Source organism: Pedobacter sp. ok626 (assembly GCF_900100435.1).
Classification (GTDB): domain Bacteria; phylum Bacteroidota; class Bacteroidia; order Sphingobacteriales; family Sphingobacteriaceae; genus Pedobacter.
Genome location: NZ_FNEX01000002.1, coordinates 151751 through 177817 on the forward strand (window position 1 = coordinate 151751; position 26067 = coordinate 177817).

Here is a 26067-nt window from a genome sequence, read left to right on the forward strand (position 1 = left end):
ATTTACAGGCCCATTTCCTTTTTAAGAAACTTGCCGGTTAAGCTGATCGGATTCTGGATCAAGCCTTCAGGAGTACCCTCAAAGATGATCCTTCCACCTCCTGCACCGCCTTCTTCGCCCAAGTCTATTACCCAATCGGCAACTTTTACCACGTCCAGATTATGCTCAATAACCAATACAGTATTTCCTCGCTCCACCAGTTCGTTAAGCACACCTAGTAACACATTTATATCCTCAAAATGTAGGCCAGTTGTAGGCTCATCCAGAATATAAAATGTCCTGCCAGTGTCCTTTTTTGAAAGTTCAGTAGCCAACTTAACCCGCTGGGCCTCACCACCCGACAAAGTCGTAGAAGACTGACCTAAGGTAATATACCCCAAACCAACATCTTTCAATGTCTTAATCTTCCTATAAATAGAAGGCATGTTCTCAAAAAAGACACAAGCCTCTTCAATACTCATATCCAACACATCGCTAATCGACTTGCTACGGTAACGTACTTCAAGCGTTTCACGATTGTATCTTTTGCCATGACATTCTTCACAAGGCACCTGTACATCAGGTAAAAAGTTCATTTCGATTACCTTCATTCCGCCACCTTGACAGGTTTCGCAACGGCCACCCTTAACATTGAAAGAGAAGCGACCGGGCTTATAACCCCTGATCTTAGCTTCAGGCAACTGAACATATAAATTGCGGATGTCCGAAAACACACCGGTATAAGTAGAAGGATTAGAACGTGGTGTACGCCCAATTGGCGCCTGATCAATCTCAATTACTTTATCAATCTCCTTTATGCCATTGATTTTCTCGTAGGGTAATGGATGTTTTTTAGCTCTAAAGAAGTGATGATTTAAAATTGGATATAGCGTTTCGGTAATTAAGCTCGATTTACCACTTCCAGAAACCCCAGTTACCGTAATAAACTTACCCAATGGGAAATCTACAGAAACATCTTTTAGGTTGTGTCCACTTGCTTTGATGATAGATAGCTTATGTCCGGTTCCCTTTCTACGCTTTTTAGGCACTTCTATGCCCTTTTTACCATTTAGATAAGCTGCAGTAAGGGTATCCGATTTCAAGATCTCTGCCGGAGTGCCTTGGGCAACGATTTGTCCACCATGCACACCTGCTGCCGGACCAACATCAATCACATGATCCGCCTCCAAAATCATATCCTTATCATGCTCTACCACTAAAACGGTATTCCCTAAATCTCTCAGGTTTTTTAAAGCCCCAATTAAACGCTCGTTATCACGCTGGTGAAGTCCTATACTCGGCTCATCCAAGATGTACATTACGTTCATCAACTGCGAGCCGATCTGTGTAGCCAACCTGATCCTTTGCGCCTCTCCACCCGAAAGTGTACGCGCAGTACGGTCAAGCGACAAGTAATTCAACCCTACATCACTTAAGAAACCCAATCTTGATCGGATCTCCTTTAAGATTTCTTTGGCAATTGTATTTTGTCTATCGTTTAATCTGCTTTCCAAACCTTCATACCAGCCTTTGATGCTACTGATATCCATTTCTGCCAGCTCAAAAATATTCTTGCCGTCGATTTTAAAATGCAGACTTTCTTTCTTTAAACGTGCACCATTACAAACCGGACAAGTTTTCAGTTTACGGAAACTCTCCATATCTTCCATAGAGGCCTCACCTTTGCGTTCCTGCTGCTCTTCCAACAGTTTAATGATCCCGTCGAAAGTGATCTGATAGTTTTGTACGTTCCATTTATTATACTCTACCGCTACCGAAATCAGCTCGTGAGAACCATTTAAAATAATATTGATGATGTCGTCACCCAGTTTTTCAAGTGGCGTAGACAAAGAGAAATTATATTTCTTAGCCACAGCCTTTAATACCTGGAACATCCATATATCTCGGTATTCTCCCAATGGAGCCAAGCCACCATTCATAATGCTCAACTTAAGGTTAGGCATTACTGATTCCTTATCTACCACGAAAATGTAACCCAAACCATCACAATTCTCGCAAGCACCATAGGGTGAGTTGAACGAGAAGTTATTAGGTTGTGGTTCATCGTAAGAAATCCCTGTAGTTGGGCACATCAAAAAACGGCTAAAATGCGCAACATTGTTGTCCTTATCGCTGATTTTAATAATGCCTTTACCCAAACGCATAGCAGTTTGTAAGGAGTCTTGTAAACGTTTTAAATCTTTACGATCGATGATCAGGCGATCTACCACAATCTCAATATCATGAATTTTGTAGCGGTCGACCTGCATTTTAGGCGTAATGTCCTGAATATCTCCATCGATACGCACTTTTACATAGCCTTGCTTACGAATTTGCTCAAACAATTCTCTGTAATGTCCCTTACGTCCTTTTACTACAGGCGCCAGGATATTCACAGGCATCTCACCAAACTTATTAAAGATGTTGTCGAGAATCTGATCCTCGCTCATTCGCTCCATCTTCTCTCCTGTATTGTAGGAGAAAGCATCGGCAGTACGCGCGTACAAAAGACGCATAAAATCGTAAATCTCCGTAATTGTGCCTACCGTAGATCGTGGGTTTTTGCTGGTGGTTTTTTGCTCAATGGCAATAACCGGACTTAAACCTGACACCTTATCTACATCAGGTCTTTCCATCCCTCCCATAAACTGGCGCGAATAGGCACTAAAAGTTTCCATATACCGGCGCTGTCCTTCCGCATAAATCGTATCGAAGGCTAAAGAGGATTTTCCACTCCCACTTAAACCAGTAATTACTACAAGTTTATTTCGGGGAAAGGAGATATCTATATTTTTAAGGTTATGCACCCTGGCCCCATACACTTCTACATCTTTTTGCTCGCCAAGGTCAACAGTATTTTTGCTCATATATATTAAAAAACAATGGGGCTTGTTAAAAGTTCTTTATTGCTAATGAAAATACTTTTGAACCAACCTATTTAGTACACAAAGATAAGGCATTATCCACAAAAACTACCAAACTAATGTAGTCCCATCTTCTGTTGGATGTCCAGTGCAAACCAGTACTCTTCCCGCTGCAATCTCATCATCCATCAACACTTCGTTATAATCCATTTCAACCCCTCCTTTGGTACAAGTTGCAATACAGGTACTACATATTCCGGCATGACAACTATAAGGCAAATTAATCTTCTGCTCTAAAGCAGCGTCAAGAATAGTTTTATTGTAAGGAACTGCCAAATGATAGACTTTGTGGTTTAAATTTAGTACTACCGTATAAGTATTGGCATGTTTTACTTTTTTTTCTGTCGAATCGTCTTCATCTACTTCGTCCTCTGGCAATACAAAAGTCTCTCGCTTGATTTGAGAGATGTCAAAACCCATCTCCAATAATTTTATACGGCAAGTCACCATATAGTCAATGGGTCCGCAGGTATAGAATAAAGCATCTGCTTTATCGAACACCAACTCCTCATTTACGATCTTCTCGATCAGGAATACATTTAATCTGGCCATTAGTAAATTTTTACTCTGGCTAGACACATAGATGATCTTGAACCTGTCCGTATATTGCTCCTGCAATTGATTCAATTCATCATGAAACAGCGTTTCTTCTACAGACCTACGACTATAAATCAACACTAGTCTCGAGTTTTCTTCTTTAAGAAGTGCGGTTTTTATAATAGAAAAAAGAGGGGTGATACCTACTCCGGCACCAAAGAGGAAAACCGTTCTTTTAATTTTTTGTTCTGGCTGATAAGTAAATTGCCCATTTGGCTCCAAAGCGTGAAGTACATCTCCTACCGCTGTTTTATGATGAAGAAGTCTGGAAATTTCACCATTCTCCACCCTTTTTATTGCAATCGCCAATGGTTCATCCACATCCGGAGAGCTACAAAGAGAATAGGACCTGCGCAATTCGCGTCCCTGAATATTGAACACCAGCGTTAAGAATTGTCCGGCCAGATACACAGGTTTCTTTCCTTCTAATATTTCAAAGCTGAGCACCAGAGTTTCCCCGGCACTGTATTTCATGTCTTGTATCCGCAGTTTCATCAATTCCATAAGGTGCTCAAATTAGCAAATTCTGCACGAAAACAAAAAGCCGCTCAGCATAAACTGAACGGCCTTCCCCATTTTTGAGTATTTTATCTCGATATTATTCTGAATTTTTTTCTTCCGCTTTTCCTGCATTATAAGCCAGGAATTCTCTTGGAGCTTTATAACCATAACGAACAGGATCTGTCATAATTTGTTTCATAGAGATCAGTTTGTAAACATAACCTCCCGTTTCATTATTCAACTTCAATTTGAAGTAATTATCCTGATTTTGTCTGTTGATCTGGCGTCTCATGTGACTATCGCCAACATTATAAGCCGCTGCAACTAACGTCCAACTATCAAAAATTCGATAAAGATCTTTGATGTATTTCGCAGCTGCAATGGTAGATTTACGTAGGTTATTACGCTCATCCACATTAGAGTTAACTTTTAGACCATACATACGGGCTGTTCCTGGCATAAACTGCCAAACGCCTGCTGCCCCCTTAGATGACACCCCGCTATGTAATCCTGATTCGACCAAGGCCATGTATTTAAAATCTTGGGGAATGCCGTAAGCGGCCAGGATCGGTTCTATGATTGGGAACCATTCTGCTGCCTTTCTGTGCAGCTTATTAGTATGTAGATTACTAAAGTAATGTGCAGCCAGCGTTTTCTTCATTTTACGCTCTACTTTGACATCGCCAATTGGTAATGTTTCCTCTGCAAAATTTAATTGAGCCATCAAAGATAATGGCTTCGTGATGTTAAATGTTAGTGTATCGGTACTCGTTATTTCTTCCTGTTTTGAAGAATTTTTTGCTGCTTGGGGCATGTTGTAAGCAAACACTTTTGCCATAACTAGTAATGATATAATTACCGTACATGTCATTATGTGTTTCTTTATCATCTTCCTCCTTTTTTTGGTTAATAATTTTAAAACTCCTGCAAAGGTACAATATATCGATCTAATTATCAAGCGATTACGAATTTAACTGCAAAAATCGACGTTTAAACAGCTTTAAAGCCGGATTCTAAAAGTGCCAATTTTAGCCATTTTTCATGTTTCCTTTACCCGATTTACAAATTCAAAAATCAACAAAAGGCAGTCAATGCTAAGGGTAAATTTTCCGAAAATTACGTGTTGAAAACTGGAATTAGTAAATCAAAAATTTATGTCAACACAAGGCCGAAATTCGCTTTTTTTAGCGACCAATCTGAGCGCAAAAATAAAGCAGTTCCAAGCATAAAAAATAATTTTGGAAGGTACCGTAATGACTAGGGAATGACTAGGTCTAAAGTTGGGAATAAGTAGGGGGTTGCTTTACCCTTGCCTTACCCTTGGTTTAGGGTTGCTTTACCCATAGGGTAAGCCAAGGGTAAAGCAACCCTAACGCAACCCTAAAGCAAGGGTAAAGCAACCCCCTATTTTAGCCCTACTTATTCCCAACTTATCCCCTATTCATAATAATACCTGAAAAAACCATTGACATTTTGTCTTATTTCTTCGTAATTATAACTAACGCAGCCAGATACGTAACCATATTAAATCGGTAAATTGCAGTAATCAGACACTTACAATTGTGAATCCACGCATTTTTTAGTAATTTTGTCGCCGCATATATTATGCAGATAAAAGCGTATCATGATAAAAAACAACAACAGGAACAGTCGGGATGACAAGTCCAAACCGGGAAACCGAAGCACAACAGGCAAAAAACCAGGTGGAGCGGAGTCTTCATACAAGGGAAAAAGCAAGTTTGATGATAAAGAGGGGAAAGACAATAAGTTTGGCGATGCCAAAGAGTTTAAGCCAAAACCATTCGGAGCATCCAGACCTCCAAGAGAAGGAGATTCAAGAAGCTTTAAGCCAAGAGGCGAAAACGACTCAAGAGAATTTAAACCAAGAAGTTCCGGCAGTGATTTTAAATCCAGACCTGGAAAAGACGGTGATCATAAAAGCTTCGGTTCTAGAAGCACAGGCTCAAGGGATTTCAAACCTGGTAGCAGAGACAACGACAGCAGAGATTTCAAACCTCGTTCTTTTAGTAAAGACGGTGGATCAAGAGATTTCAAATCTGGTAGCAGAGACAATGACAGCAGAGATTTCAAACCTCGTTCTTTTAGTAAAGACGGTGGATCAAGAGATTTCAAACCTGGCAACAGAGACAATGACAGCAGAGATTTCAAACCTCGTTCTTTCAGCAAAGATGCTGGATCAAGAGAAACTCCTGCTGGAGAAAGCAAACGTAGCTATATAAAGAAAGATCATTTTGCAACTGGAGGTGACAAACCTTTCCGCAAATTTGACGACAAAAAGAGCTCAACTTCAAGAAGTACTGATAGCAGACCCTTCAGAAAAAGAGAAGACGAAGGCACACGCCCGGAACGTCCAGAAAGAACTGAACGCCCAGAACGTGGCGAACGTACTGCTCGTCAGGACCGTAACAACACATGGGCTGGACCTGAGAAAGCGCCAACCATGCGTGGTAGAAAATCTGCTCCAGTTCAAAAAGATGACGGCCTGATCCGTTTAAACAGATACATTTCTAATGCTGGTATTTGCTCACGCCGTAAAGCGGATGAGCTGATTGCTGCTGGTGTAGTTTCTGTAAATGGTGAAGTAGTTTCTGAATTGGGCCATAAAATTGATCCTGCTAATGATCAGGTTCGTTACAATGGTGAGTTACTAAAACGTGAAAAGAAAATTTACGTAGTATTAAACAAACCTAAGGATTACATCACAACTACTGACGATCCACAAGAACGTCGTACCGTAATGCAATTGGTTGAAAAAGCCAGCAGAGAACGTATTTATCCAGTAGGTAGATTAGACCGTAACACAACTGGTTTATTGTTGATGACCAATGATGGTGACCTTGCTGATAAGCTTTCTCATCCAAGAAATGGTATCACCAAAATATATAACGTTGAGCTAAACAAAAGCTTAAGTCAAGGCGACATGAATAAAATTCAGTTCGGTTTAGAATTAGAGGATGGTATTATTAAACCAGATTCTGTATCTTACGTTACTGGAGGTTCTAAACGTGAGATTGGTATACAAATCCATAGTGGTAAAAACAGGATTGTACGCCGTATATTCGAACATTTAGGATACGATGTAGTGAAACTAGACCGTGTTGTTTATGGTAACCTAACTAAAAAAGATCTTCCTCGTGGAAGATGGCGTTACCTGGAAGAGCATGAGCTAATTCAGATCAAACACCTGATTAAGTAATTACAATATGAAAAAAATTCTCTCGCTTTTATTGCTATCATTTTTAATGGTGCAAAGCTTTGCACAAAAAAAGGAATACAATTTGATCATTGGGACTTACACCAGTCCGGGTAAAAGCGAGGGAATTTATATTTACAACTTTGATGCGAACACTGCTGATTTTAAATTTAAAAGTGTAGCCAAAGATGTCACCAACCCCAGTTATTTAGCTGTTAGCAAAAATAACAAGTTGGTATACTCCGTAGCAGAGGCACCTAACAATAGCGCTGCTGCTGCTTTTAATTTTGACGGCCTAAAAGGCGAGCTTGCCTTTATCAACAAACAAGCTACTGAAAGCCCAGGACCATGTTTTGTACTTGCTAACGAAAAAAATGCTTTCACAGCCAATTATGGTGGTGGCAGTATTTCTGTATTCGGCATTGAAGCCAATGGCGCTTTAAGTCCGCTAAAACAACTGGTACAACATACCGGAAAAAGCATAGATCCAAAGAAAAGGCAGGAAAGTGCGCATGCCCATCAGGTCCAATTTACGCCTGACAGGAAGTACGTAACCTGTACAGACCTTGGTGAAGATCAGATCTACGTCTATAATTACAATCCAACAGCAGAAAAAGAATTATTGACCATCAAACAGGTAGTAAAAACTACTCCTGGAAGTGGCCCACGCCACCTGACTTTCAGTCCGAATGGTAAATACGCCTACCTCGCTCATGAATTTAATGGCATTGTTACTGTATTTACCTACAGCAATGGCACACTAAATAAGATCCAGGACATTGGTACTACTGACAAAGATTTTTCAGGAAGAGTTGATGCCGCAGATATCCACATATCGCCAGATGGCAAGTTTTTGTATGAAACCAACCGCGGTGATGCAAATACCATTTCAACATTTGCTGTACAAGCTAATGGAAAACTAAATTTCGTGTCTACCATCAGTACCTTAGGTAAAGGTCCAAGAAACTTTACGATTGACCCTACAGGGAAATATTTATTGGTTGGACACCAGTACACCAATGATATCGTCATTTTTGAACGCAATAAAAAAACCGGCACCTTAAAGGATACCGGTAAAAGAATTGAACTGGGTGCCCCAGTTTGCTTAGTATTTGCGCCGATTAAATAAGCTTTAACCTTTATGTAACTCTTTCGATTCGTCTATAATCTTATTATAGTAATTGACGTATTCTGGTAGAATCTTCTTTAAATCGAAGTCCTGCGCTCTTGCAAATGCATTCTCTTTAAATCTATTCAATACCTCATCATTCTCTAAAATCAGGATAGCTTTATTAGCCATATCTTCCACATCGCCTACATTACTCATATACCCCGAAAAACCATCTACATTTAGTTCCGGTAAACCACCAGAATTAGAAGTAATTGCAGGAACCTTACAGGCCATAGCTTCTAAAGCAGCCAAACCAAAACTTTCTGATTCGGAAGGCATCAGGAACAGATCAGACACAGAAAGAATCTCCTCTACGGCATCTTGCTTGCCCAGGAAACGAACATTGTCGCAAATTCCAAGATCTCTGCACAACTGCTCATCATAAGCACGCTCAGGGCCATCACCTACCATCAACAGCTTAGATGGAATCTTCTCCAGAATCTTATGAAAAACACGGATCACATCAGCAGTCCGCTTTACTTTCCTAAAGTTGGAAGTATGAATAAGAATGCGTTCGTTATTTGGCGCAATGGCCTTTTTAAAATGATCTTTAGGTTTTAAGCTAAATCTTGTAAAATCTATAAAATTAGGAATCACCTTAATTTCATTCGTTATTTCAAAATACTCTTCAGTATCTTTCTTGAGACTTTCGGACACCGTAGTTACTCCGTCAGACTTGTTGATAGAGAATGTAACAACCGGCTTATAGGTTGGATCTTTTCCAACCAGGGTAATATCCGTTCCGTGTAAGGTAGTTACGAAGGGAATATGAATACCATAGGTTTCCAGGATTTGTTTAGCCATAAAAGCAGCAGAAGCATGTGGAATCGCGTAATGAACATGTAATATGTCCAGCTTTTCGAAACGTACCACATCTACAAGTTTGCTAGCCAATGCCGACTCGTAAGGAGCATAATCAAACAGAGGATAATCTCTTACGGATACTTCGTGATAGAATAAGTTGGCCGAGAAGAAATCCAGGCGGGCGGGCTGACTGTATGTGATAAAATGGACTTGATGACCTTCATCGGCAAGTGCCTTTCCAAGTTCTGTAGCTACGACACCACTACCGCCAAAAGTCGGGTAACAAACGATACCTATTTTCATTAAAAACAATTTTAGTTTTATGAAGCTATCATGAGCATACATGCGATTTAATTTCGCTATGCTCACGACGGTTTCATTGAAATTATTTAACGATGCAAATTACAGCACTTAAACTGATCTTTATGTTAAACAATTGCAATTATTTAACTAATGCTTCATTTCTTCCTGAATAACCAAATACATCTCATTTGGTCGTTGGGTACCGATGTAATATTCCAGGCCATCGCGATCTGTAAGTACAACCGCATCCTTACCTGAAGAGTAAAATCGGATACTTCCCTTACGATGAAGATTATAAACTGGGTTGTTGAATAAATAACTGCTATAGGTATCTTTTCTAACCTTAACGATTGTATTTAAATCTATCTCTACTTTTTTAGCAGACCATAAACCATCAATGATAATCTTTTTCTGATCAATGATAGTTTTATATTGAATCAGGAAAAGCAATAAGATAGAAACACCAATGATACCGAAGCCCACTACAAGAAAAAGATCCTGAGTATTGTCGCGATCACGTTCATAAACATAGGCACCAAAACAAAATGCAGCCATCACCAACCTGATACAGATTCTTATATAATCGCGGCCGATGTATTGTTTTTCATAAAAAGCGTAGTGGTTTCCCATGTGCGTGTGTTTTGCCTATAAAGTTACTGGTTTTTTAATTGCTTCAAACCTTTCGATCTCTTTAAGATTGTTTAGGAATTGTAATATGTAGATGACGAAGTTCAAAAATTGTTACATTTTTAGTGGCTTCAGTAAGCTTATATCGATTATCCTGCCTCCAACCAGCAATCCAGATCAGTTCACCATTTCCATTTACCAATACCGGAATTAAATCCTTATCGCTTAGCGGAACCTTCTCGTCTATAAAAAAATCACTTAGTTTTTTAGACCTGCTCATACCTATGGGCTTAAACTTATCGCCCGCTTGCCAACTTCTCAACACCAATGGAAAAATCAATTTATTGGTATCCACAAAGGCTTTTTTACTACTTTTCTCAAAATGAACATCCTCAGATGTAGTGATCAGGATTTGACTGCCTAAAAAATTAACCTCCTGATCATGGGAATGAATAATGACATTTTTATTTTCTATATCCCGATCCGCAATTGAATCAATGATCAGCTCTTGTCGGTCTATTACCATACGATGCGAAATGCTAAAGAAACTTGTCCCGCTTTGCTTATCCAAGCCTTGTAAAAGTTCGGCAATTACCGACTCTGTAAATCCAAAGGGCCTTAGCAACTCAAACAGCAATAGGCGCTGTGGATTTAATGCTTTTATTTTCTTTATAGATAGATAGAATTTTCCTTGCTTCTCTTTCAGAATTTCCGCTTTCAGTTTTGCGACTGTCTGCTGTAAAACGAGCTCGGTATCTGCAAAGCGCTGAATGTTGTGCTGAAAGGTTTCATCCAAATTGGGATTGATCTCTTTGAGATGGGGAATCACATTTAGCCTTATTTTATTGCGGGCATAATTGGTGCTTTTATTGGAGCTGTCCTCTACGAAATCAATATCTTGTTTAGCAATCAAACCGGCAATCTCTGCCGAAGATAAAAACAACAAGGGTCTGATCAATCGGTCTCTTTTTGGCAAAATACCATGTAAACCTGCAATCCCTGTCCCCCTGGTTAGGTTCAACAATACGGTTTCAATCGCATCATCTTGATGTTGAGCCAATGCAATCACTTCATATTCCTCGCGTCCTCTAAGCTCTTCGAACCATTCGTAACGAAGTGTTCTTGCCGCCATTTGGGTAGACACTTTATGCGTTGCAGCATACTCTTTCGTTTTAAAATGGGTTACATAGCATGGAACTCCCATCTTTTCAGCTAGCGTAACCACAAAATCTTCGTCCCTTTGGGATTCGGAACCTCTTAAATTAAAGTTACAATGTGCGATACCAAATTCAAATCCAGAGAGTTTAAATAAGTGCGCCATAAGGACGGAATCCTTCCCCCCACTAACTGCCAAAAGGATTTTATCTTTTACGTTGAAAAGCGAATGCCGGCTGATGTAGTCTTTAAAATTCTGAAGGGGTAACATGGTCTCAAAAATAATGAATAAAAACTCATGATGGCTTGATAACCTTTAAAAAAACAAATTATAAAACTAACTTTGTAATGTGCAGATATTACGCTATTTCCTGATCCTATTATTATTCCCCTTTTCTGTGCTTGCGCAGCAGAAGACAAAGATTAATGTCGACAGTTGGACAAACTCTCGTCTTGATGCAAAAAAGAACATATCCTATTTAAAAAACCCAGTATTTAGACAAGATAATGCCACACTGACTTGTGATAGTGCTGTCTTTTATATCACTGAGAATGTTTTTGATGCTTTTAGGAATGTACATATCAATCAAGGCGATACCATCAATATCTATTCCGATTATTTAAATTATAACGGGAATACCAAAATCGCCCATTTAACGGAGAACGTTAAAATGATAGACCGGGAATCCACATTAACCACCAATATCCTGGATTACAACATGGCTACCAAATATGGGACTTACATAACAGGTGGTAAAATTGTGAGTAAGGATGTAACCTTAACCAGTAAAAACGGTTATTATTTTTCCAATAGTCGCGATGCCTTTTTCCGTTACAATGTGGTTGTGGTAACTCCGGAGACCGTTATCAAATCAGATACTTTACGCTACAACACCCTAACCAATTGGACATATTTTTACGGTCCTACCAATATTAAGGGAAAGGATGATAACCTGTATACCGAGAATGGAGCTTATAACACCAAGACTCAATATGCTTATTTTGGAAAGAAGAATCTCTATACCACGGGTTCAAAATCCCTTAAAGGCGACAGTTTGTATTATGATGGGATAGCAGGCTACGGTAAAGCTGTAAGAAACATTGTCTTTAAAGACACCGTTGATAAAATGGTGATGTATGGTCAGCTAGGGTTTTACTACAAAGCAGATCAAAAGACGATTGTAACCAAAAACCCTTACGTGGGTATAGGTACCGCCGATTCTATAAAGGTGAACGATAAATTGCAACCCGACAGTCTATGGATGGGTGCTGATACCCTGGAGACTCAAATGGTGCTTAAAAAAACTTTAACACTCATTTCATCGCCCGTGATTAAGAAGGACAATGAGCTTGGAGAAGAGGAGAAGGAAGAGAAAAAAGTAGGTGCTTCAAAACCTAAGGCTGCTGCAACTGAGGAAGAGATTTCGGACAAAAAACAGAAAAGACTGGATAAAAGAAATGGGAAAGGCAAAGAAGTGACTAAACAATCCCTAAAAAATGACCAGATCACATTAGGAAAAGATAGTTTGGCAAAAAACAGCTTATTGAAGGATAGTCTCGCTATTCCTAAAAAAGCCATCCCACTACTAAAGGACTCCCTCCTACTTTCTAAAGCCGACTCTGTGACAAAAAAGGGGAAGGATAGCGCTTTGAAAGTATTAAAAACTACACTGCCATTGGCAAAAGGAAAAGTTGATACTGCTTTAAAAGGGAAGGTTGCCCCTGCCTTAAAGGGGAAAGTTGACACCACCTTAAAAGCTAAGCTCGGTAAAGACCTCATAAAGCCTTTACCTAAAGATACTGTCCCTTTTAACCCGGAAGACACCGTTCGAACCAGGGCTATTAAGGCTTATCACAATGTGCGTGTATTTAAGTCCAATATGCAAGCTACCGCTGATTCTTTATTTTACACAAGTGCAGACTCTACCCTTCGCTGGTACCGAGACCCCATTTTATGGTCTGAAGGCTCACAGCAAACAGGAGATACGATTTACCTGCAATTGAAAAACAAAAAGCTAAATGCTGTTCAAGTAATTCAAAATGCTTTCCTTGTTAATGTAAACGCAGATTCCGCCAGATATAACCAGATCAAAGGAAGACTGATTACAGCATTTTTTAAAGAAGGAAAGCTGCAAAATATGTTCGTAGATGGGAACGCAGAAAGTATCTTTTTTAACCAAGATGACAAGAAGGTTTATACGGATATGAACCAAACGGTTAGCAGTCGGCTAAAGGTTCTTTTCAAAAATAAAGAAATTGCAAAAATTGTTATTATAAGAGAACCCGAAGGAGTTAGAACGCCTATCCCAGAATTAAAGGAAGACGTTTTCCTTACCGGCTTTAAATGGAAACCTGAGTTCAGGCCCCTTTCCAAAAAAGAGGTAATTAGTGGCAAACCTAAGGCTAAAGCTCCAGCTAAGAAAGGAGCGGTGCCAACTACAAAAACAACGGGTAAACCTGCTGCTACAACAACTAAAAACACCAAAGCACAGAAAGATAGCATTGAGAAAACACCGGCTGTCCTTAAAAAAGACAGCACAGCGGTTACCCCTGTTACGCCTAAAGCAGAAGTTGCTCCGGTTAAAACTAATCCAGATACAACGAAGGCGAAAGTAGATACAATTAAACCGGCTTCTGCTCCTTTAAAAAAGAAATAAGCTTTTTCATAGCCAATGCCCTATGACTGATCTGGTTCTTTTGTTCCATACTCATTTCGGCAAAGGTCTGGTTGTAACCATCAGGCACAAAAATTGGATCATAGCCGAAGCCTTGAGTTCCTATTGGTCTTTCCAGGATCGTTCCATTGATAATGCCTTCAAAAAGAAAATTCTCTGTGCCACGCATCAAAGAAATAACGGTTCTGAAGCGCGCTTTTCTATTGGCCTGCCCCTCCATCTTTTGAAGGACGAGGTTTAGATTCACCTGATCATCTTTAACACCAGAATATCTGGCAGAAAAAATACCAGGTTCCTGATTTAGGGCTTCTATTTCTAAACCACTATCATCAGCGAAGCAGTCCAACTGATAATGTTCAGTAACATAACTACTTTTTAGGGTTGCATTTTCGGCAAAAGTACTCCCGGTCTCAGGAATATCTGTTGTACAACCAATATCGTTTAGATTTAATACTTTATAATCGTTTAAAAGCAGGTTACGAACTTCCTGTGTTTTGTGTTGGTTATTGGTGGCGAATACGAGTTCTCTCATTGTTATAATCCAAGGTTTTGAAGACTCCCCCAAAGGGCTTTTTTTCCGGCCGGGTTTTTATCCAGCGTTTTCAATTCGGCTGAGAAAATCATCCTTACTGATCCCTCCTGTACAATTGCATGTTCTGGATGTGAAGTAGCCAATGCAAGCTGTGCGGGTGTTACTCCAAAAGCAAAAATGAGTGTACTGGAGAAGTAATCTTGCAATGCTTGGAAGCCTGTACCTTTGTATTTTGCATAGTTTAACAATGCGAAATCATTTGCACTAAGATTTACTGACTTTACAATTTTTCGGAGCAATTCACGTCCCAATTCATCACTTACCTCATTTTCTTCATCGTTGACAAGGATCAGAATGTTCCGTTTGTTGTTACCCAAAAATTTAAAGTCGGCAGATTGTGCTGCTGGAGAAGCCTCAGGCTGGCTTATTGCAGCAGGTTTCGCCACATTACTAACCACTGTATCCAACTGAATACCAGGCTCATTTACCAGATAAATATCATCGGTAAAAAATAAATGCAGGGCTGCTTTGTCAGCTGTTAATTGGCTATCCATTAATGATAATTTTACTGGGAATATTTTTTCTGTTAAAATTAGTTAAATATCTTATTATAGTGCCTTTATTTATTACTTTTATGCCTTAAAAATGTACACTATATAACTTTTGTGAGAGCAGTTTATTGTATTATTGTTTTAGGCCTTTTTACTTCTGGTGCATTTGCACAAAATGTAGCCACCATTAATGGGAAGCCTATAACGACTAAAGAGTTTATGTGGTTCTACAAAAAGAATCATGGTGGAACCGCAAATGTGTCTACTAAGGATTTAGAAGCTTATTTAAACCAATACATCAACTTTAAGCTTAAAGTTTTGGATGCAAAGGAGATGGGTTTAGATACAGACACTGCTTATCTTGCCGAGATAAAAAACTATGAAACGACATTAGCTGCTCAAAAAAGGCCGACTAAATCCAGCATGGTTTATACAATGGTTTTGAACGAGTACAAAGAGGCCGCTTTAATGTTTAATGCCTCGGAAATAAAAATTTGGAATAAATCGAAAGATGATCAGGATAGTCTGGAAAGAGATTGGACTGATAACCTTAGAAAGAAATATACAGTTAAGATTAACCAGAATGAAGTAAAGAAACTGGCAAAGTTGTAAAAAACTAGCCATTAGCTTTTGAGAATATTAAATTTGCAAAACGAATACAATTGAACAAACATATAATGAAGAAATTTTTAGTGATTGCAGGCGGATTAATCTGTTTGTTTTTAAATACTCAGGCACAAAAAAAGAATATAGACAAAGTTGTTGCCGTGTTAGGAAACAACATTATTCTATTATCTGATTTAAACCAGCAGTATGCACAATACCTTAACATGGGTAATCCTGATAACCCGGGCGTTAAGTGTGAAATATTACGCCAGATTCTTACCAATAAGCTTTTAAAACAACAAGCAGAGATTGACTCGATCACTGTGGATGAAAATCAAATTGACGAAGAAGTAGACAAACGTATGCGCTATCAAATTCAGAAAGCTGGTGGACAAGAGCGTTTAGAGCAATTCCTTAATCGTTCGGTATTACAATACAAAGATGAAATCAGACCTGACATCAAAGAGCAGTTGATTTCAAGAAAAATGGAAGCGCACATCACTCAAGACATTAACATTACTCCGTTAGAGGTTAAAAAATATTTCGATTCTTATAAAAAAGATAGTTTGCCAGATATCCCAACTGAGTTTGAGATTGGAGAAATTGTAATGTATCCTAAGTTGACTAAGGCGGAGAAACAAAAATTCCATGATAAAATTGATGCTTTACGTTTAAGGGTAAAAAGCGGTGAGGACTTTGCTTTCCTAGCCAAATCTTATTCTGAGGACCCTGGATCGGCACCAGAAGGTGGTGACCTTGGATTTTTTGACCGTAAAGCAATGGTAAAAGAATTTACCGCTCAGGCCTTTAAATTAAAAGCTGGTGAGGTATCAAATGTTTTTGAAACGGAGCATGGTTTCCACATCTTACAGGTTATAGAACGTCGTGGAGAGCAGGTTCAGGCTCGCCACATCCTAATTCGTCCGCAAAATACGCCAGCTAGTATGGATCGTATTAAACTTAAAGCAGATACGATATACAAGAGTTTAATAACCAAAAAAGTTCCATTTTCTTTTGCAGCATCACAATATTCAGACAACAAAGAATCTCAGTATAATGGTGGAATGTTGCTATATGCAGATAACGTGACCGCAAGAACTTCATTTATTCCTGCGGATAAATTAGATCCAAAAGTATTCCTTATTGCTGATACGATGAAAGTTGGAGAGATATCATCTCCTACTCTTTTCACTGATCAGAGTGGTAAAGAAGGCTATAAAATCCTTTACTTAAAATCTAAGATCCCACCTCATAAAGCTAATTTAGAGCAGGATTATGCTAAGTTTAAGGAATACGCACAACAGGACAAAGTAAACCGCGAATTAAGTGCATGGTTTGAGAAAAAAAGAGTGAATACCTACGTACGTATCGACGAAGATTATACAGACTGTGATGAGCTAAAAATGTGGACTTCTCAATTATCAGCAAAAAAATAAGCGCTCATGCAGTTTGACAATGACATAAAAGCCGTTGATGCACTGCATCAATCCTACAAAAGCATTAAAGCTGAAATAGGAAAGGTTGTTATCGGACAAGACGAGATCATTAAGTCTGTTTTGATATCCATTTTTAGTAATGGACATTGTTTGCTGGTTGGTGTTCCCGGTCTGGCAAAAACGTTACTGGTTCAAACGGTAGCAAATGTGCTGGACCTCAACTTTAACAGGATACAGTTTACCCCAGACCTGATGCCGAGTGACATCATAGGAGCTGAGATTCTGGGTGAAGACAGAAACTTTAAATTCATCAACGGACCGATATTTTCTAATATCATCCTTGCTGATGAGATCAATAGAACGCCTCCTAAAACTCAGGCGGCTCTATTAGAGGCCATGCAAGAAAAAGCAATCACAGCGGCCGGATTGAGGCACGTATTGCCAAATCCTTTCTTTGTATTGGCTACGCAGAATCCTATTGAACAAGAAGGTACTTATCCCCTTCCAGAGGCTCAGCTAGACAGATTTATGTTCAATGTGCAGTTAGGTTATCCTTCATTTGAGGATGAAATGACTATTGTAAAAAATACGACCAGCAATCAGGAAGTGGGATTGAATAAAATCATCAATGCAAGCCAGATACAATATTTCCAAAAACTGGTAAGAAACATTCCGGTGACTGACAATGTGGTTGAGTATGCAGTAAAGCTGGTTAGCAAAACACGTCCCAATACGGCTTTATCTACCGAGGAGGTAAATAAATATGTAAACTGGGGTGCTGGTCCAAGAGCCTCACAATTCTTGATTATAGGTGCTAAATGCCATGCAGCAATTAGCGGCAAATACGCACCAGATATTGAAGATGTACAAGCGGTAGCAGAAGCAATCCTGCGCCATAGAATTGTACGGAATTACCGTGCAGAGGCCGAAGGCCTTTCTATTGAGCACATCATCAAAAACCTCTTTTAAATCTTCCCTTTATTCTTGCATTACACGGCTGTACTGATTTGGATAATCAGTAATCACACCATCTACGCCCAGATTAATTAGGTACTTCATATCTTTTGCTGTGTTTACCGTCCATGGGATAATTTTTACCCCCGCAGCGTGACAACGGTCTACTAAGCCTTTTCCAACCAGCACATAATATGGACTGTAATAGGTTGGTGTAAAGCCCAATGCCTGAATCCCATCTTCAAAATCCTGCTTCTCATCTACCATTAATGATGTTTTTATAGCTGGAAAGTACTCGTGGAGATACTGAAGTGGACGAAGGTCGAGCGACTGAATCACCACTCTCTTTGTTAGTTTCTTGGCTTTTACAATTTCCATGATCCGCTCGATAAATACCGAAGCATCTGGCTGAAATTCGCCATCCCCTTTCCTGATTAAGGAGGTTTCTATATTATAAATTGGCTTTGGCAGCTTATTTGCCTTTACATAAGCTTCTACAGAGTCTATCACATCTACCAGAAGTGGCTTGTGGATTTTTAGCTTCATCTGACCAGGGAAGCGCTTATGCACCTTACTGCCCACATCAAACTTTTCGATCTCCGAATAGTCCATTTTATACATATTGTAGGTCTTCTCATCTTTAAAAGTGATCGCCTTTCCATCCGGTCTGGTGCTGATCTCATTGTTAAAGTAGGGTTCGTGAGAAAGCACAACCTGTCCGTCCTGAGAAATCACCACGCCCATATTAAGTATGTTTACACCCAGATCTAAAGCTTTGATCATTCCAGGTATGGTATTCTCGGGCATAATCCCTCTAGCTCCCTGATGACCGATAAGCAAAAACTTTTGAGCTTGCACCTGAATGGCTGAGGCTAGAATTATAATTAGTAATATTTTCTTCATTTATAATTTAATAACGGCTTAAAATAAGGATTTATTGGGGCGCAAACAAAAAAGGGGCCTTATCATTTGCATGATAAAGCCCCTTTTATATATCAAATAGATTTGCTTAGCGTTCTGCTGGTGCAAAAATCTGAGCGATGATGTTCCAGTTATGGTCTGCCTGACGCTCATAAATAAACACGTAATTGAAGCTTTCTCTTAGATCTGCTTTATAATCTATAGTAGCAATACCATAGGTATAAGCAAGATCACCTCCATCTGCTTTATTTGCTTTAGTAGTTTTTAGCGAAATTTTATTCACCATACTATTAAAGAAAGGCAATATCTTATCCTTACCAATGATTGGCTCATATCCTGGGAATATCAATCTTGCATCAGGATTCAGGAAACCCGCAAAAGCCGGGATACCGTAAGTTTTTAAGGTCGTATTTAGCGTTTTCTCTGTAGTTGCAACAATATCTGCACCTGCAGCTCTTACCTTATCATTTAAAAACTTTGGTTTGTAAGACTCCTTTGGTTCGATGTACTCAGGTGTTACTTTATTTAATGGTTTATTGGTTGAAGTACCTAAGTCCAAAACAAGTTCCCATTTACCATTGTGTTCTTTCCATACAGAAAAATATTGTCCGTATGACGGCTTATCACCTGATTCAGTATATGGACCAGTTGTAAAGCCCCAATCACCACTTTTTGATACCCTTGCATACGCCGGTGTCCAGCTGATATTTTTACTATCTGGTTGTGTGGCATAAAAAGTTTTAGCATTCACAGGATTTGGTCTGAAGACAAGGCCATCTGCAGCAGAGAAAGTAGTAAATGCTTCCTTTGAACCATTTTTTGCAAGGCTTTCTGCAAATTCTTTTTCAGCATTCACTAGAGATTTAGTGCTTCCATCAGATTTTTGGGCATAAGCTCCAAGGGTTAGAGAAGCGGCAATAATTGTATAAAGAAACTTGTTCATCATTGTATTTAAATAGTTTGCGTTACGAATATAGGGTTTGGTATGAGTTCTCTTCTAAAAAGTAATTAACAATTAAACAATCCTAGGCTTTGGACCAGGTAGTACCTTCTTTACTATCCTTTAGCTGTATGCCCATACTTTGTAGGCCCAAACGGATTTTATCAGAAGTTGCATAATCCTTGTTCTCTTTAGCAGTTTTACGAAGGTCGATAACCATGTCCAATACTGCATTTAGCTCAACATTGGAGGTTTCTTCGTCTTTCAGTCCAAAAATATCGAACACAAAATTGTTCATCAGCTTTTTCAGCTTGTCCAATTCCGGCGCAGAGATTTTACCTTTTCCATCGAAAACAGTATTGATGATCCGGCTAGCTTCGAACAGTTCGGCAATCACTACCGGACTGTTAAAATCATCATTCATTGCCTTGACACAAGCAAGGGCCAAAGGCTCAATCTCGAAATCGCTATCTGTTGAAGGTGTTAATTTTTCCAGCAGGCTTACTGCATTCATTAATCTTCTGAACCCTTTCTCAGAAGCATCTAATGCTTCATTAGAGAAATCAAGAGTACTGCGATAATGTGCCTGAAGCATGAAAAACTTAACTGTCATTGGGCTATAACCCCGGTCCAATAAAGGATGATCACCAGTAAAAAGTTCACCAGGCAGGAATCCATTACCTGCTGATTTAGACATCCGTGTACCATTTACAGTAAGCATATTGGTATGCATCCAGTATTTTGCTGGTTGCTTATGATTGCAAGCTTCAGACTGCGCAATTTCATTAGTATGATGTGTTGCTGCAAGGTCCATCCCCCCACCGTGAATATCAAACTCATCACCTAGGTATTTAGCACTCATTGCAGAGCATTCAATATGCCATCCAGGAAAACCGACACCCCATGGAGAAGGCCAGCGCATAATGGTTTCAGGCTTGGCTTCAATCCACAATGCAAAATCAAGTCTGCCATGTTTATCATCCTGACCACCCAGTTCTCGGGTATTGGCCAGCATATCTTCCAGATTTCTATTCGTTAATATTGTATAATTATGAGCGGCACTATATTTCTCTACGTCAAAGTAAACGGTTCCGTTTACTACGTAAGCATAGCCATTCGCAATGATCTCTTTGATCATTTCAATCTGCTCTGTAATGTGTCCGGTAGCTGTTGGTTCTATGCTTGGCGGAAGGGTATTGAACATCCTCAATACATCATGGAAGCCCAAAGTATATTTTTGGACAATTTCCATTGGTTCCAGCTGCTCTAGCTTCGCTCTTTTTGCAAATTTATCATCACCCTCATCACGATCGCCTTCTAAATGCCCTGCGTCAGTAATGTTTCGGACGTAACGCACCTTATAACCACTATATTTTAAATATCTGAATATTAAATCGAAAGAAATAAAAGTACGACAATTGCCTAAATGAACATCACTGTATACGGTAGGTCCGCAAACGTACATACCAACATTTGGCGCGTTTAGCGGTTCGAAGAGCTCCTTTTTTCGTGAAAGCGTATTATATAGGTGTAGGCCTGTATTCATTATACAAAGGTAAAAATTTTAGGGGTTTAATCTCAAGTCACTGCGAACAGGAAAATGGTCTGACAATTCGGCTTCAATGATGTGATAATTCAGCACATTTATGCTTTTAGTTGTCGCTATATAGTCGATCTGAAAATTAGGAAACTTGCCATTGTAAGTCTTTCCAAAACCAGTTCCTTGTTCTTTAAATGTATTCTTTAATGATTTTGTCAGTTGTGTCACTGCATAAGATGCAGGAGTATCATTAAAATCACCAGCAATCAAAAAGGGAGTTTCACAGGTCTTCATGTGTGCTTTCATGACATCTACTTGCGCGCTACGCAGCAAAAAGGCATTCCTCAGCATCACCAGAATTCTTTTTGAAGGATAAAGCTTAGGGTTCATATCTTTAACCCTGTCTATATAGTCGTAGTCCTGTTTATCAAAAGAGATAGATTGTAAATGCACATTATATACCCTGATCTTTTGTTTTTTAATCATTACATCAATATATATACTGGCATTACCGCCATAGTTTTCACCAAAAACGATAGTTCCCTTATCTACGATAGGATATTTCGAAAAAATAGCGAGGCCAGTAGCTTCATAATCATTTTGAGAAGAAGGCACGAAATAATAATGTGGTTTATTCAAGATCCTTTTTAAACTATCCGTGATGTCAAAAGTTCCTTTTCTTCGGGTAAAATACTCTTGAAAACAAATGATATCAGGATTCTCATTTTCAATCAAGCTCAACATCTTCTGCTTTACCGGTTCTACATTTTCCTGACCATAAGGCTTAAAACTATGCACATTATAAGTCATCATCCGTACCAATCCCGGATCAGATTTGGGCCCTTTTCCGGCTTCACCATCAAATCCAAACGTAGCAGTCAAAGCTGTCCAACCAACCAGAATCAAAGCCAATGTCCCTATAGCAAACAACCATCTTTTACGCAAACACCACCAAACAATCATCAAAACGTTTAGTACCAGAAAAAAAGGATAAGCCAGACCAAAAAAAGCAATAAGCTGGAAAGTACGTGGATCAAACCTACCTGCCAGAAAGCCAAGTACCAGACCAACCGCAAGCGCAGCCGCAGCCAGGCGAACCAATTGATCTAGAAATGTAGGTTTAGCGTTTCTCATTAATCTTTACTGGCCTTAAATAAGGTTTCCTTTTCTTGTCTGCTAAGCTTATCGTAGCCGGTTTTAGAGATTTTATCCAATATTCTGTCTATCTCTTCCTGATCTACACCGTCATTTTGCTTTTGCGTACTTCGCTTACCAGATTCATTTTTAACTATCTTTAATTTAGGTTTACGCTTAAACCAGGTACTCCAATCTGTTCCACTTTTCAGCAACTTAATGTAGGCAAAACCAAATATAGCGCCACCAATATGTGCAAAGCTGCCGCCAGCATTGCTAGAGGCTATATCAATTAAGTCCAGTGCAACATAAGCCATGGCTAGATACTTCAATTTCACATCGCCTATAAGCAGCAACCTCATGCTATAATCTGGCAACAACGTAGCTATGGCCACAATAATTGCCATTACCGAAGCTGATGCTCCAATAATTGTGGCACCCGATAAAGACATTGCAAAAACGGGGAATATGTTATATGCCAAAAGGAACAACAATGCGCCGAAAACACCTCCACCCAGATATACAAAATGAAATTGACGAGGTTTTAAAAAATCAAGAAAGATATTCCCTAGCCAAAACAGCCATAGCATATTAAAGAGGATATGGAGCAGTCCATCATGAAAAAACTGATAAGTGATGATGGTATAAAACCTGAATGGTAGTTTATCCAGTGCTGCCGGGAAGCCAACGTATTCCCTGATCAGGCTATCGTAAGCAATTCCTCCTTTACCTGACAAAAAGAATGGAATATTTAATAGTGCTAAAACAACATAAATAAGCACATTAACTCCTATATAAAAGAATACAGGATTGCCCGATTGAAATACTTTATACTTTAAATCTTTTAAAACGTTATTGCTATTCATAGTAGGTATAAAATCTATCGTTATTTTTATCTCCCCAAATCTTCACAAGGATGAAGCCAATTAATGCGCCACCCAAATGCGCATAGTGGGCTACCGAATCACCTGGCCTGTTTGCAACACCCATAAACAGTTCAAAAAGAATGTACAATGGGATAAAATATTTTGCCTTTACAGGAATCGGAATAAACATAATGTATAGCTCTGTATTTGGATACAGCATACCAAAAGCAACCAACAATCCAAATATAGCACCTGATGCACCAACCATAGGAGATGCATAAATACCAAATAAGGTGGCTTGATCCATCTGCGACAAACCCGGAGGCAGTTTAACATAATTTGCAGCAATATCAATCACAACCGGGTTGTTAACTGCTGAACCCGTAATGTGATAAACCTCATAAGCTTGCACCCCCATTTGCAGAGCTACAGCTCCCAAACCTGTAATCAAGTAGAAATTAATAAACCTTTTTGCCCCCCACCTTGCTTCCAATACACCACCAAACATGAACAATCCGAACATGTTAAATGCGATATGCCAAAAATCACCATGCATAAACATATAAGTGACTAACTGCCATACATTAAAAAATTGTGAATCAAAATAAAAAGCACCTAACAAAGTATCTAAATCTATGTTGGCGCTACGAAGCACATATTTTGCAGCAAAAAACAACACGTTGATGATCAACAGATTCTTTACTACTGGGGGTATATGGATATTATTCATCTATCTATTTATCAAATTTCTTATCTAATTCCGCCAAACCTATAGTCTGAATAACGGGTTTTCCACTAATACTAAAGTTAGGGCTTTTACAAGCAAAAAGCTGCTCAATCAACGTATTCATCTCTTCTTGTCCCAAAACTGTACCATTCTTTATTGCACTGTTTCTTGCCATGCTTCTGGCCAGGGCGTCCCTTTTATCCAATTTCAGCTCCTGCTGTGAGTTTTTAAACCCTTCTATCAAATGCTCAAAAAGCTGTGTTTCGTTAATATTCCCTCCTCCAAGATCAACAGGAATACCTTCGATCACTAAGGTGTTCTTACCAAACTCTCTGACCTCAAAGCCCAAACTTTTGATATCCTCCAATAAGCTTTTTGCCAGTTCGTAATCATTTGGACTTAAAGTTACTGTTTGTGGAAATAAACTCTGTTGTGAAGCGCCCTTCCTATCCTCCAGATGTACGGTAAAACGTTCATATAAAATCCTTTCGTGTGCCGCTTGCTGGTCAATCACCATCAGACCGGATTTAATTGGGGAAATGATATACCGATTATGCAATTGCATCAATTGCTTTTGCACAGGACTAAATTGATGTTCAGTCTCCTCTGTAGGTAAATCTAATGCCGCTTGCTCTTCCGGAGCATGATTAGCAATCTCATAAAGTGAGCCCCAGTTTTTAGTACTTGGCGACATACTGCCAGCAGCTCCTCCATAACTTTTTGGGAAGCTGGCGTATGCAGATTCTCTTGTCGTTGCTGGTTTATCGCCCGAAAAAGGATTAAAATCTGGATTAAAACTAATGCTTGGAGGTACAATTTCTTCAGGAGATTTATGAGTGATCATCCCACTAAAACCGGTTTCCTGATCAAAATCTATAGTTGGACTAATGTTGAATCTACCTAATGACCTTTTTACTGCTGAATGTAATATAGCGTAAATAGATTTCTCATCTACATATTTGATCTCCGTTTTAGTAGGATGCACATTCACATCAATATTAGCAGGATCAATATCTATAAACAGCACATACATCGGAAAATGGTCATCTGCCAGCAACTCCTCATACGCCCTGCTCAATGCATGATTCAAATAAGCGTCCTTTATAAAACGATTATTGACAAAAAAGAACTGTTCACCCCTTGTTTTCTTGGCAAATTGCGGTTTTCCAATGTATCCCTTTAAGTTAATGATACTGGTTTCCTCTTCTACAGGGATCAATCGCTCATTGTAATTGTTACCAAACAAGTGAACAATACGCTGTTTTAAAACAGATGATGGTAAGCGGTAAATCTCTACTCCATCATGATGAAGTGTAAAAGCTATGGCTGGATTTGCAAGTGATACCCGTTGAAACTCATCAAGGATATGACGCATTTCGGCTGGGTTACTTTTTAGGAAATTACGTCTTGCAGGTGTATTGTAAAATAGATTTTTGATGCTGATACTGGTACCTTCTGAAGTAGCAACTGGTTCCTGCTTTATAAAAACAGAACCTTCTATCTCAATAAGCGTTCCCAGCTCTTCATCATGTTTGCGGGTTTTCATCTCCACCTGCGCAATAGCTGCTATTGAAGCCATCGCCTCTCCTCTAAAACCCATGGTTCGGATAGCAAACAAATCTTCCGCCTTGCGCACTTTAGAAGTAGCATGACGCTCGAAGCACATCCTTGCATCGGTTACACTCATCCCAGACCCATTATCTATCACTTGTATCAATGCCTTCCCAGCATCTTTAACAATCAATTGTATTTTATTCGCCCCCGCATCTATCGCGTTCTCCAATAGTTCTTTTACTGCCGATGCTGGCCGTTGTACCACCTCGCCTGCGGCAATTTGATTGGCTACACTATCGGGTAAAAGCTGTATAATATCTGACATCTATATATCTTCGGTAAAGCTGCTAATTTAG

The 26067-nt window shown here is 39.2% G+C and carries 21 protein-coding genes; 6 read left to right on the forward strand and 15 right to left on the reverse strand.

Features of this window, described 5'->3' with window-relative positions:
* Positions 1–2: 2 nt before the first annotated feature.
* The 3 genes from uvrA to BLS35_RS02850 all read right to left on the reverse strand — a co-directional run bounded on the left by uvrA (position 3) and on the right by BLS35_RS02850 (position 4839).
* Complete coding sequence (gene uvrA, locus BLS35_RS02840; RefSeq protein ID WP_090777595.1) at positions 3–2846, reverse strand: excinuclease ABC subunit UvrA; 2844 nt, start codon at positions 2844–2846, stop codon at positions 3–5.
* Positions 2847–2951: 105 nt separating this feature from the next.
* Positions 2952–4004 carry a 2Fe-2S iron-sulfur cluster-binding protein gene (locus BLS35_RS02845; protein ID WP_090777597.1) on the reverse strand — a complete coding sequence of 351 codons (1053 nt, stop codon included), beginning with the start codon at positions 4002–4004 and terminating at the stop codon, positions 2952–2954.
* A gap of 94 nt (positions 4005–4098) precedes the next feature.
* Positions 4099–4839 (reverse strand): lytic transglycosylase domain-containing protein, encoded by a 741-nt coding sequence (locus BLS35_RS02850; protein ID WP_371328234.1) that lies wholly within the window; start codon positions 4837–4839, stop codon positions 4099–4101.
* Between the two features lie 786 nt (positions 4840–5625).
* Between BLS35_RS02850 and BLS35_RS02855 the strand changes: the two genes are divergently transcribed.
* Together BLS35_RS02855 and BLS35_RS02860 are read left to right on the forward strand one after the other, a co-directional pair.
* Positions 5626–7218: a pseudouridine synthase gene (locus BLS35_RS02855; protein ID WP_090777601.1), complete on the forward strand. Its 1593-nt coding sequence runs from the start codon at positions 5626–5628 to the stop codon at positions 7216–7218.
* 7 nt (positions 7219–7225) lie between these two features.
* Positions 7226–8344: a lactonase family protein gene (locus BLS35_RS02860; protein ID WP_090777603.1), complete on the forward strand. Its 1119-nt coding sequence runs from the start codon at positions 7226–7228 to the stop codon at positions 8342–8344.
* Between the two features lie 3 nt (positions 8345–8347).
* Here BLS35_RS02860 and bshA read toward each other — a convergent pair whose 3' ends face one another.
* The 3 genes from bshA to tilS all read right to left on the reverse strand — a co-directional run bounded on the left by bshA (position 8348) and on the right by tilS (position 11546).
* Complete coding sequence (bshA, locus tag BLS35_RS02865) at positions 8348–9493, reverse strand: N-acetyl-alpha-D-glucosaminyl L-malate synthase BshA (RefSeq protein WP_090777605.1); 1146 nt, start codon at positions 9491–9493, stop codon at positions 8348–8350.
* A 147-nt stretch (positions 9494–9640) separates the two neighbouring features.
* Positions 9641–10123, reverse strand: coding sequence for a hypothetical protein (locus BLS35_RS02870; protein ID WP_090777608.1), 483 nt, complete (start codon positions 10121–10123; stop codon positions 9641–9643).
* A gap of 61 nt (positions 10124–10184) precedes the next feature.
* Positions 10185–11546, reverse strand: coding sequence for a tRNA lysidine(34) synthetase TilS (tilS, locus tag BLS35_RS02875; RefSeq protein WP_090777610.1), 1362 nt, complete (start codon positions 11544–11546; stop codon positions 10185–10187).
* Positions 11547–11625: 79 nt separating this feature from the next.
* Between tilS and BLS35_RS02880 the strand changes: the two genes are divergently transcribed.
* Positions 11626–13932, forward strand: coding sequence for an OstA-like protein (locus BLS35_RS02880; protein ID WP_090777612.1), 2307 nt, complete (start codon positions 11626–11628; stop codon positions 13930–13932).
* Here the strand turns inward: BLS35_RS02880 and BLS35_RS02885 are convergent.
* Together BLS35_RS02885 and BLS35_RS02890 are read right to left on the reverse strand one after the other, a co-directional pair.
* Entirely contained in the window at positions 13898–14482 is a 585-nt protein-coding gene (locus BLS35_RS02885) for a non-canonical purine NTP diphosphatase (RefSeq protein ID WP_090777614.1), read from the reverse strand. The genes BLS35_RS02880 and BLS35_RS02885 overlap by 35 nt on opposite strands.
* A gap of 2 nt (positions 14483–14484) precedes the next feature.
* Complete coding sequence (locus BLS35_RS02890) at positions 14485–15036, reverse strand: hypothetical protein (RefSeq protein ID WP_090777615.1); 552 nt, start codon at positions 15034–15036, stop codon at positions 14485–14487.
* 111 nt (positions 15037–15147) lie between these two features.
* On the opposite strand from BLS35_RS02890, the gene BLS35_RS02895 reads away from it, so the two are divergent.
* From BLS35_RS02895 to BLS35_RS02905, 3 genes are all read left to right on the forward strand, one after another.
* Complete coding sequence (locus tag BLS35_RS02895) at positions 15148–15645, forward strand: hypothetical protein (protein ID WP_090777617.1); 498 nt, start codon at positions 15148–15150, stop codon at positions 15643–15645.
* 65 nt (positions 15646–15710) lie between these two features.
* Positions 15711–17075, forward strand: coding sequence for a peptidylprolyl isomerase (locus BLS35_RS02900; RefSeq protein WP_090777618.1), 1365 nt, complete (start codon positions 15711–15713; stop codon positions 17073–17075).
* Between the two features lie 6 nt (positions 17076–17081).
* Positions 17082–18044: an AAA family ATPase gene (locus BLS35_RS02905; protein ID WP_090777620.1), complete on the forward strand. Its 963-nt coding sequence runs from the start codon at positions 17082–17084 to the stop codon at positions 18042–18044.
* Between the two features lie 9 nt (positions 18045–18053).
* On the opposite strand, the gene BLS35_RS02910 is transcribed toward BLS35_RS02905, so the two are convergent.
* From BLS35_RS02910 to mutL, 7 genes are all read right to left on the reverse strand, one after another.
* Positions 18054–18932, reverse strand: a complete 879-nt coding sequence (locus tag BLS35_RS02910; protein ID WP_090777623.1) for a glycerophosphodiester phosphodiesterase family protein — start codon at positions 18930–18932, stop codon at positions 18054–18056.
* A gap of 106 nt (positions 18933–19038) precedes the next feature.
* Positions 19039–19896, reverse strand: coding sequence for a YybH family protein (locus BLS35_RS02915; RefSeq protein ID WP_090777625.1), 858 nt, complete (start codon positions 19894–19896; stop codon positions 19039–19041).
* A gap of 79 nt (positions 19897–19975) precedes the next feature.
* On the reverse strand, positions 19976–21436 hold the full coding sequence (cysS, locus tag BLS35_RS02920) for a cysteine--tRNA ligase (RefSeq protein WP_090777627.1): 1461 nt from the start codon (positions 21434–21436) through the stop codon (positions 19976–19978).
* Positions 21437–21454: 18 nt separating this feature from the next.
* Entirely contained in the window at positions 21455–22564 is a 1110-nt protein-coding gene (locus BLS35_RS02925; RefSeq protein WP_090777629.1) for an endonuclease/exonuclease/phosphatase family protein, read from the reverse strand.
* On the reverse strand, positions 22564–23430 hold the full coding sequence (locus BLS35_RS02930) for a rhomboid family intramembrane serine protease (protein ID WP_090777631.1): 867 nt from the start codon (positions 23428–23430) through the stop codon (positions 22564–22566). Before BLS35_RS02930 ends, BLS35_RS02925 begins: the two co-directional genes overlap by 1 nt.
* Positions 23423–24160: a rhomboid family intramembrane serine protease gene (locus BLS35_RS02935; RefSeq protein WP_090777634.1), complete on the reverse strand. Its 738-nt coding sequence runs from the start codon at positions 24158–24160 to the stop codon at positions 23423–23425. The genes BLS35_RS02930 and BLS35_RS02935 overlap by 8 nt, the downstream gene beginning before the upstream one ends.
* A gap of 4 nt (positions 24161–24164) precedes the next feature.
* A complete protein-coding gene (gene mutL / locus BLS35_RS02940; RefSeq protein WP_090777636.1) occupies positions 24165–26036 on the reverse strand; it encodes a DNA mismatch repair endonuclease MutL in 1872 nt (623 codons plus the stop codon).
* Between the last annotated feature and the right edge of the window lie 31 nt (positions 26037–26067).

Coding starts and splice junctions, on each gene's coding strand:
- uvrA (WP_090777595.1), bottom strand. CDS start 2,846: ATGAGCAAAAATACTGTTGACCTTGGCGAGCAAAAAGATGTAGAAGTG.
- BLS35_RS02845 (WP_090777597.1), bottom strand. CDS start 4,004: ATGGAATTGATGAAACTGCGGATACAAGACATGAAATACAGTGCCGGG.
- BLS35_RS02850 (WP_371328234.1), bottom strand. CDS start 4,839: ATGGCAAAAGTGTTTGCTTACAACATGCCCCAAGCAGCAAAAAATTCT.
- BLS35_RS02855 (WP_090777601.1), top strand. CDS start 5,626: ATGATAAAAAACAACAACAGGAACAGTCGGGATGACAAGTCCAAACCG.
- BLS35_RS02860 (WP_090777603.1), top strand. CDS start 7,226: ATGAAAAAAATTCTCTCGCTTTTATTGCTATCATTTTTAATGGTGCAA.
- bshA (WP_090777605.1), bottom strand. CDS start 9,493: ATGAAAATAGGTATCGTTTGTTACCCGACTTTTGGCGGTAGTGGTGTC.
- BLS35_RS02870 (WP_090777608.1), bottom strand. CDS start 10,123: ATGGGAAACCACTACGCTTTTTATGAAAAACAATACATCGGCCGCGAT.
- tilS (WP_090777610.1), bottom strand. CDS start 11,546: ATGTTACCCCTTCAGAATTTTAAAGACTACATCAGCCGGCATTCGCTT.
- BLS35_RS02885 (WP_090777614.1), bottom strand. CDS start 14,482: ATGAGAGAACTCGTATTCGCCACCAATAACCAACACAAAACACAGGAA.
- BLS35_RS02890 (WP_090777615.1), bottom strand. CDS start 15,036: ATGGATAGCCAATTAACAGCTGACAAAGCAGCCCTGCATTTATTTTTT.
- BLS35_RS02900 (WP_090777618.1), top strand. CDS start 15,711: ATGAAGAAATTTTTAGTGATTGCAGGCGGATTAATCTGTTTGTTTTTA.
- BLS35_RS02905 (WP_090777620.1), top strand. CDS start 17,082: ATGCAGTTTGACAATGACATAAAAGCCGTTGATGCACTGCATCAATCC.
- BLS35_RS02910 (WP_090777623.1), bottom strand. CDS start 18,932: ATGAAGAAAATATTACTAATTATAATTCTAGCCTCAGCCATTCAGGTG.
- BLS35_RS02915 (WP_090777625.1), bottom strand. CDS start 19,896: ATGATGAACAAGTTTCTTTATACAATTATTGCCGCTTCTCTAACCCTT.
- cysS (WP_090777627.1), bottom strand. CDS start 21,436: ATGAATACAGGCCTACACCTATATAATACGCTTTCACGAAAAAAGGAG.
- BLS35_RS02925 (WP_090777629.1), bottom strand. CDS start 22,564: ATGAGAAACGCTAAACCTACATTTCTAGATCAATTGGTTCGCCTGGCT.
- BLS35_RS02930 (WP_090777631.1), bottom strand. CDS start 23,430: ATGAATAGCAATAACGTTTTAAAAGATTTAAAGTATAAAGTATTTCAA.
- BLS35_RS02935 (WP_090777634.1), bottom strand. CDS start 24,160: ATGAATAATATCCATATACCCCCAGTAGTAAAGAATCTGTTGATCATC.
- mutL (WP_090777636.1), bottom strand. CDS start 26,036: ATGTCAGATATTATACAGCTTTTACCCGATAGTGTAGCCAATCAAATT.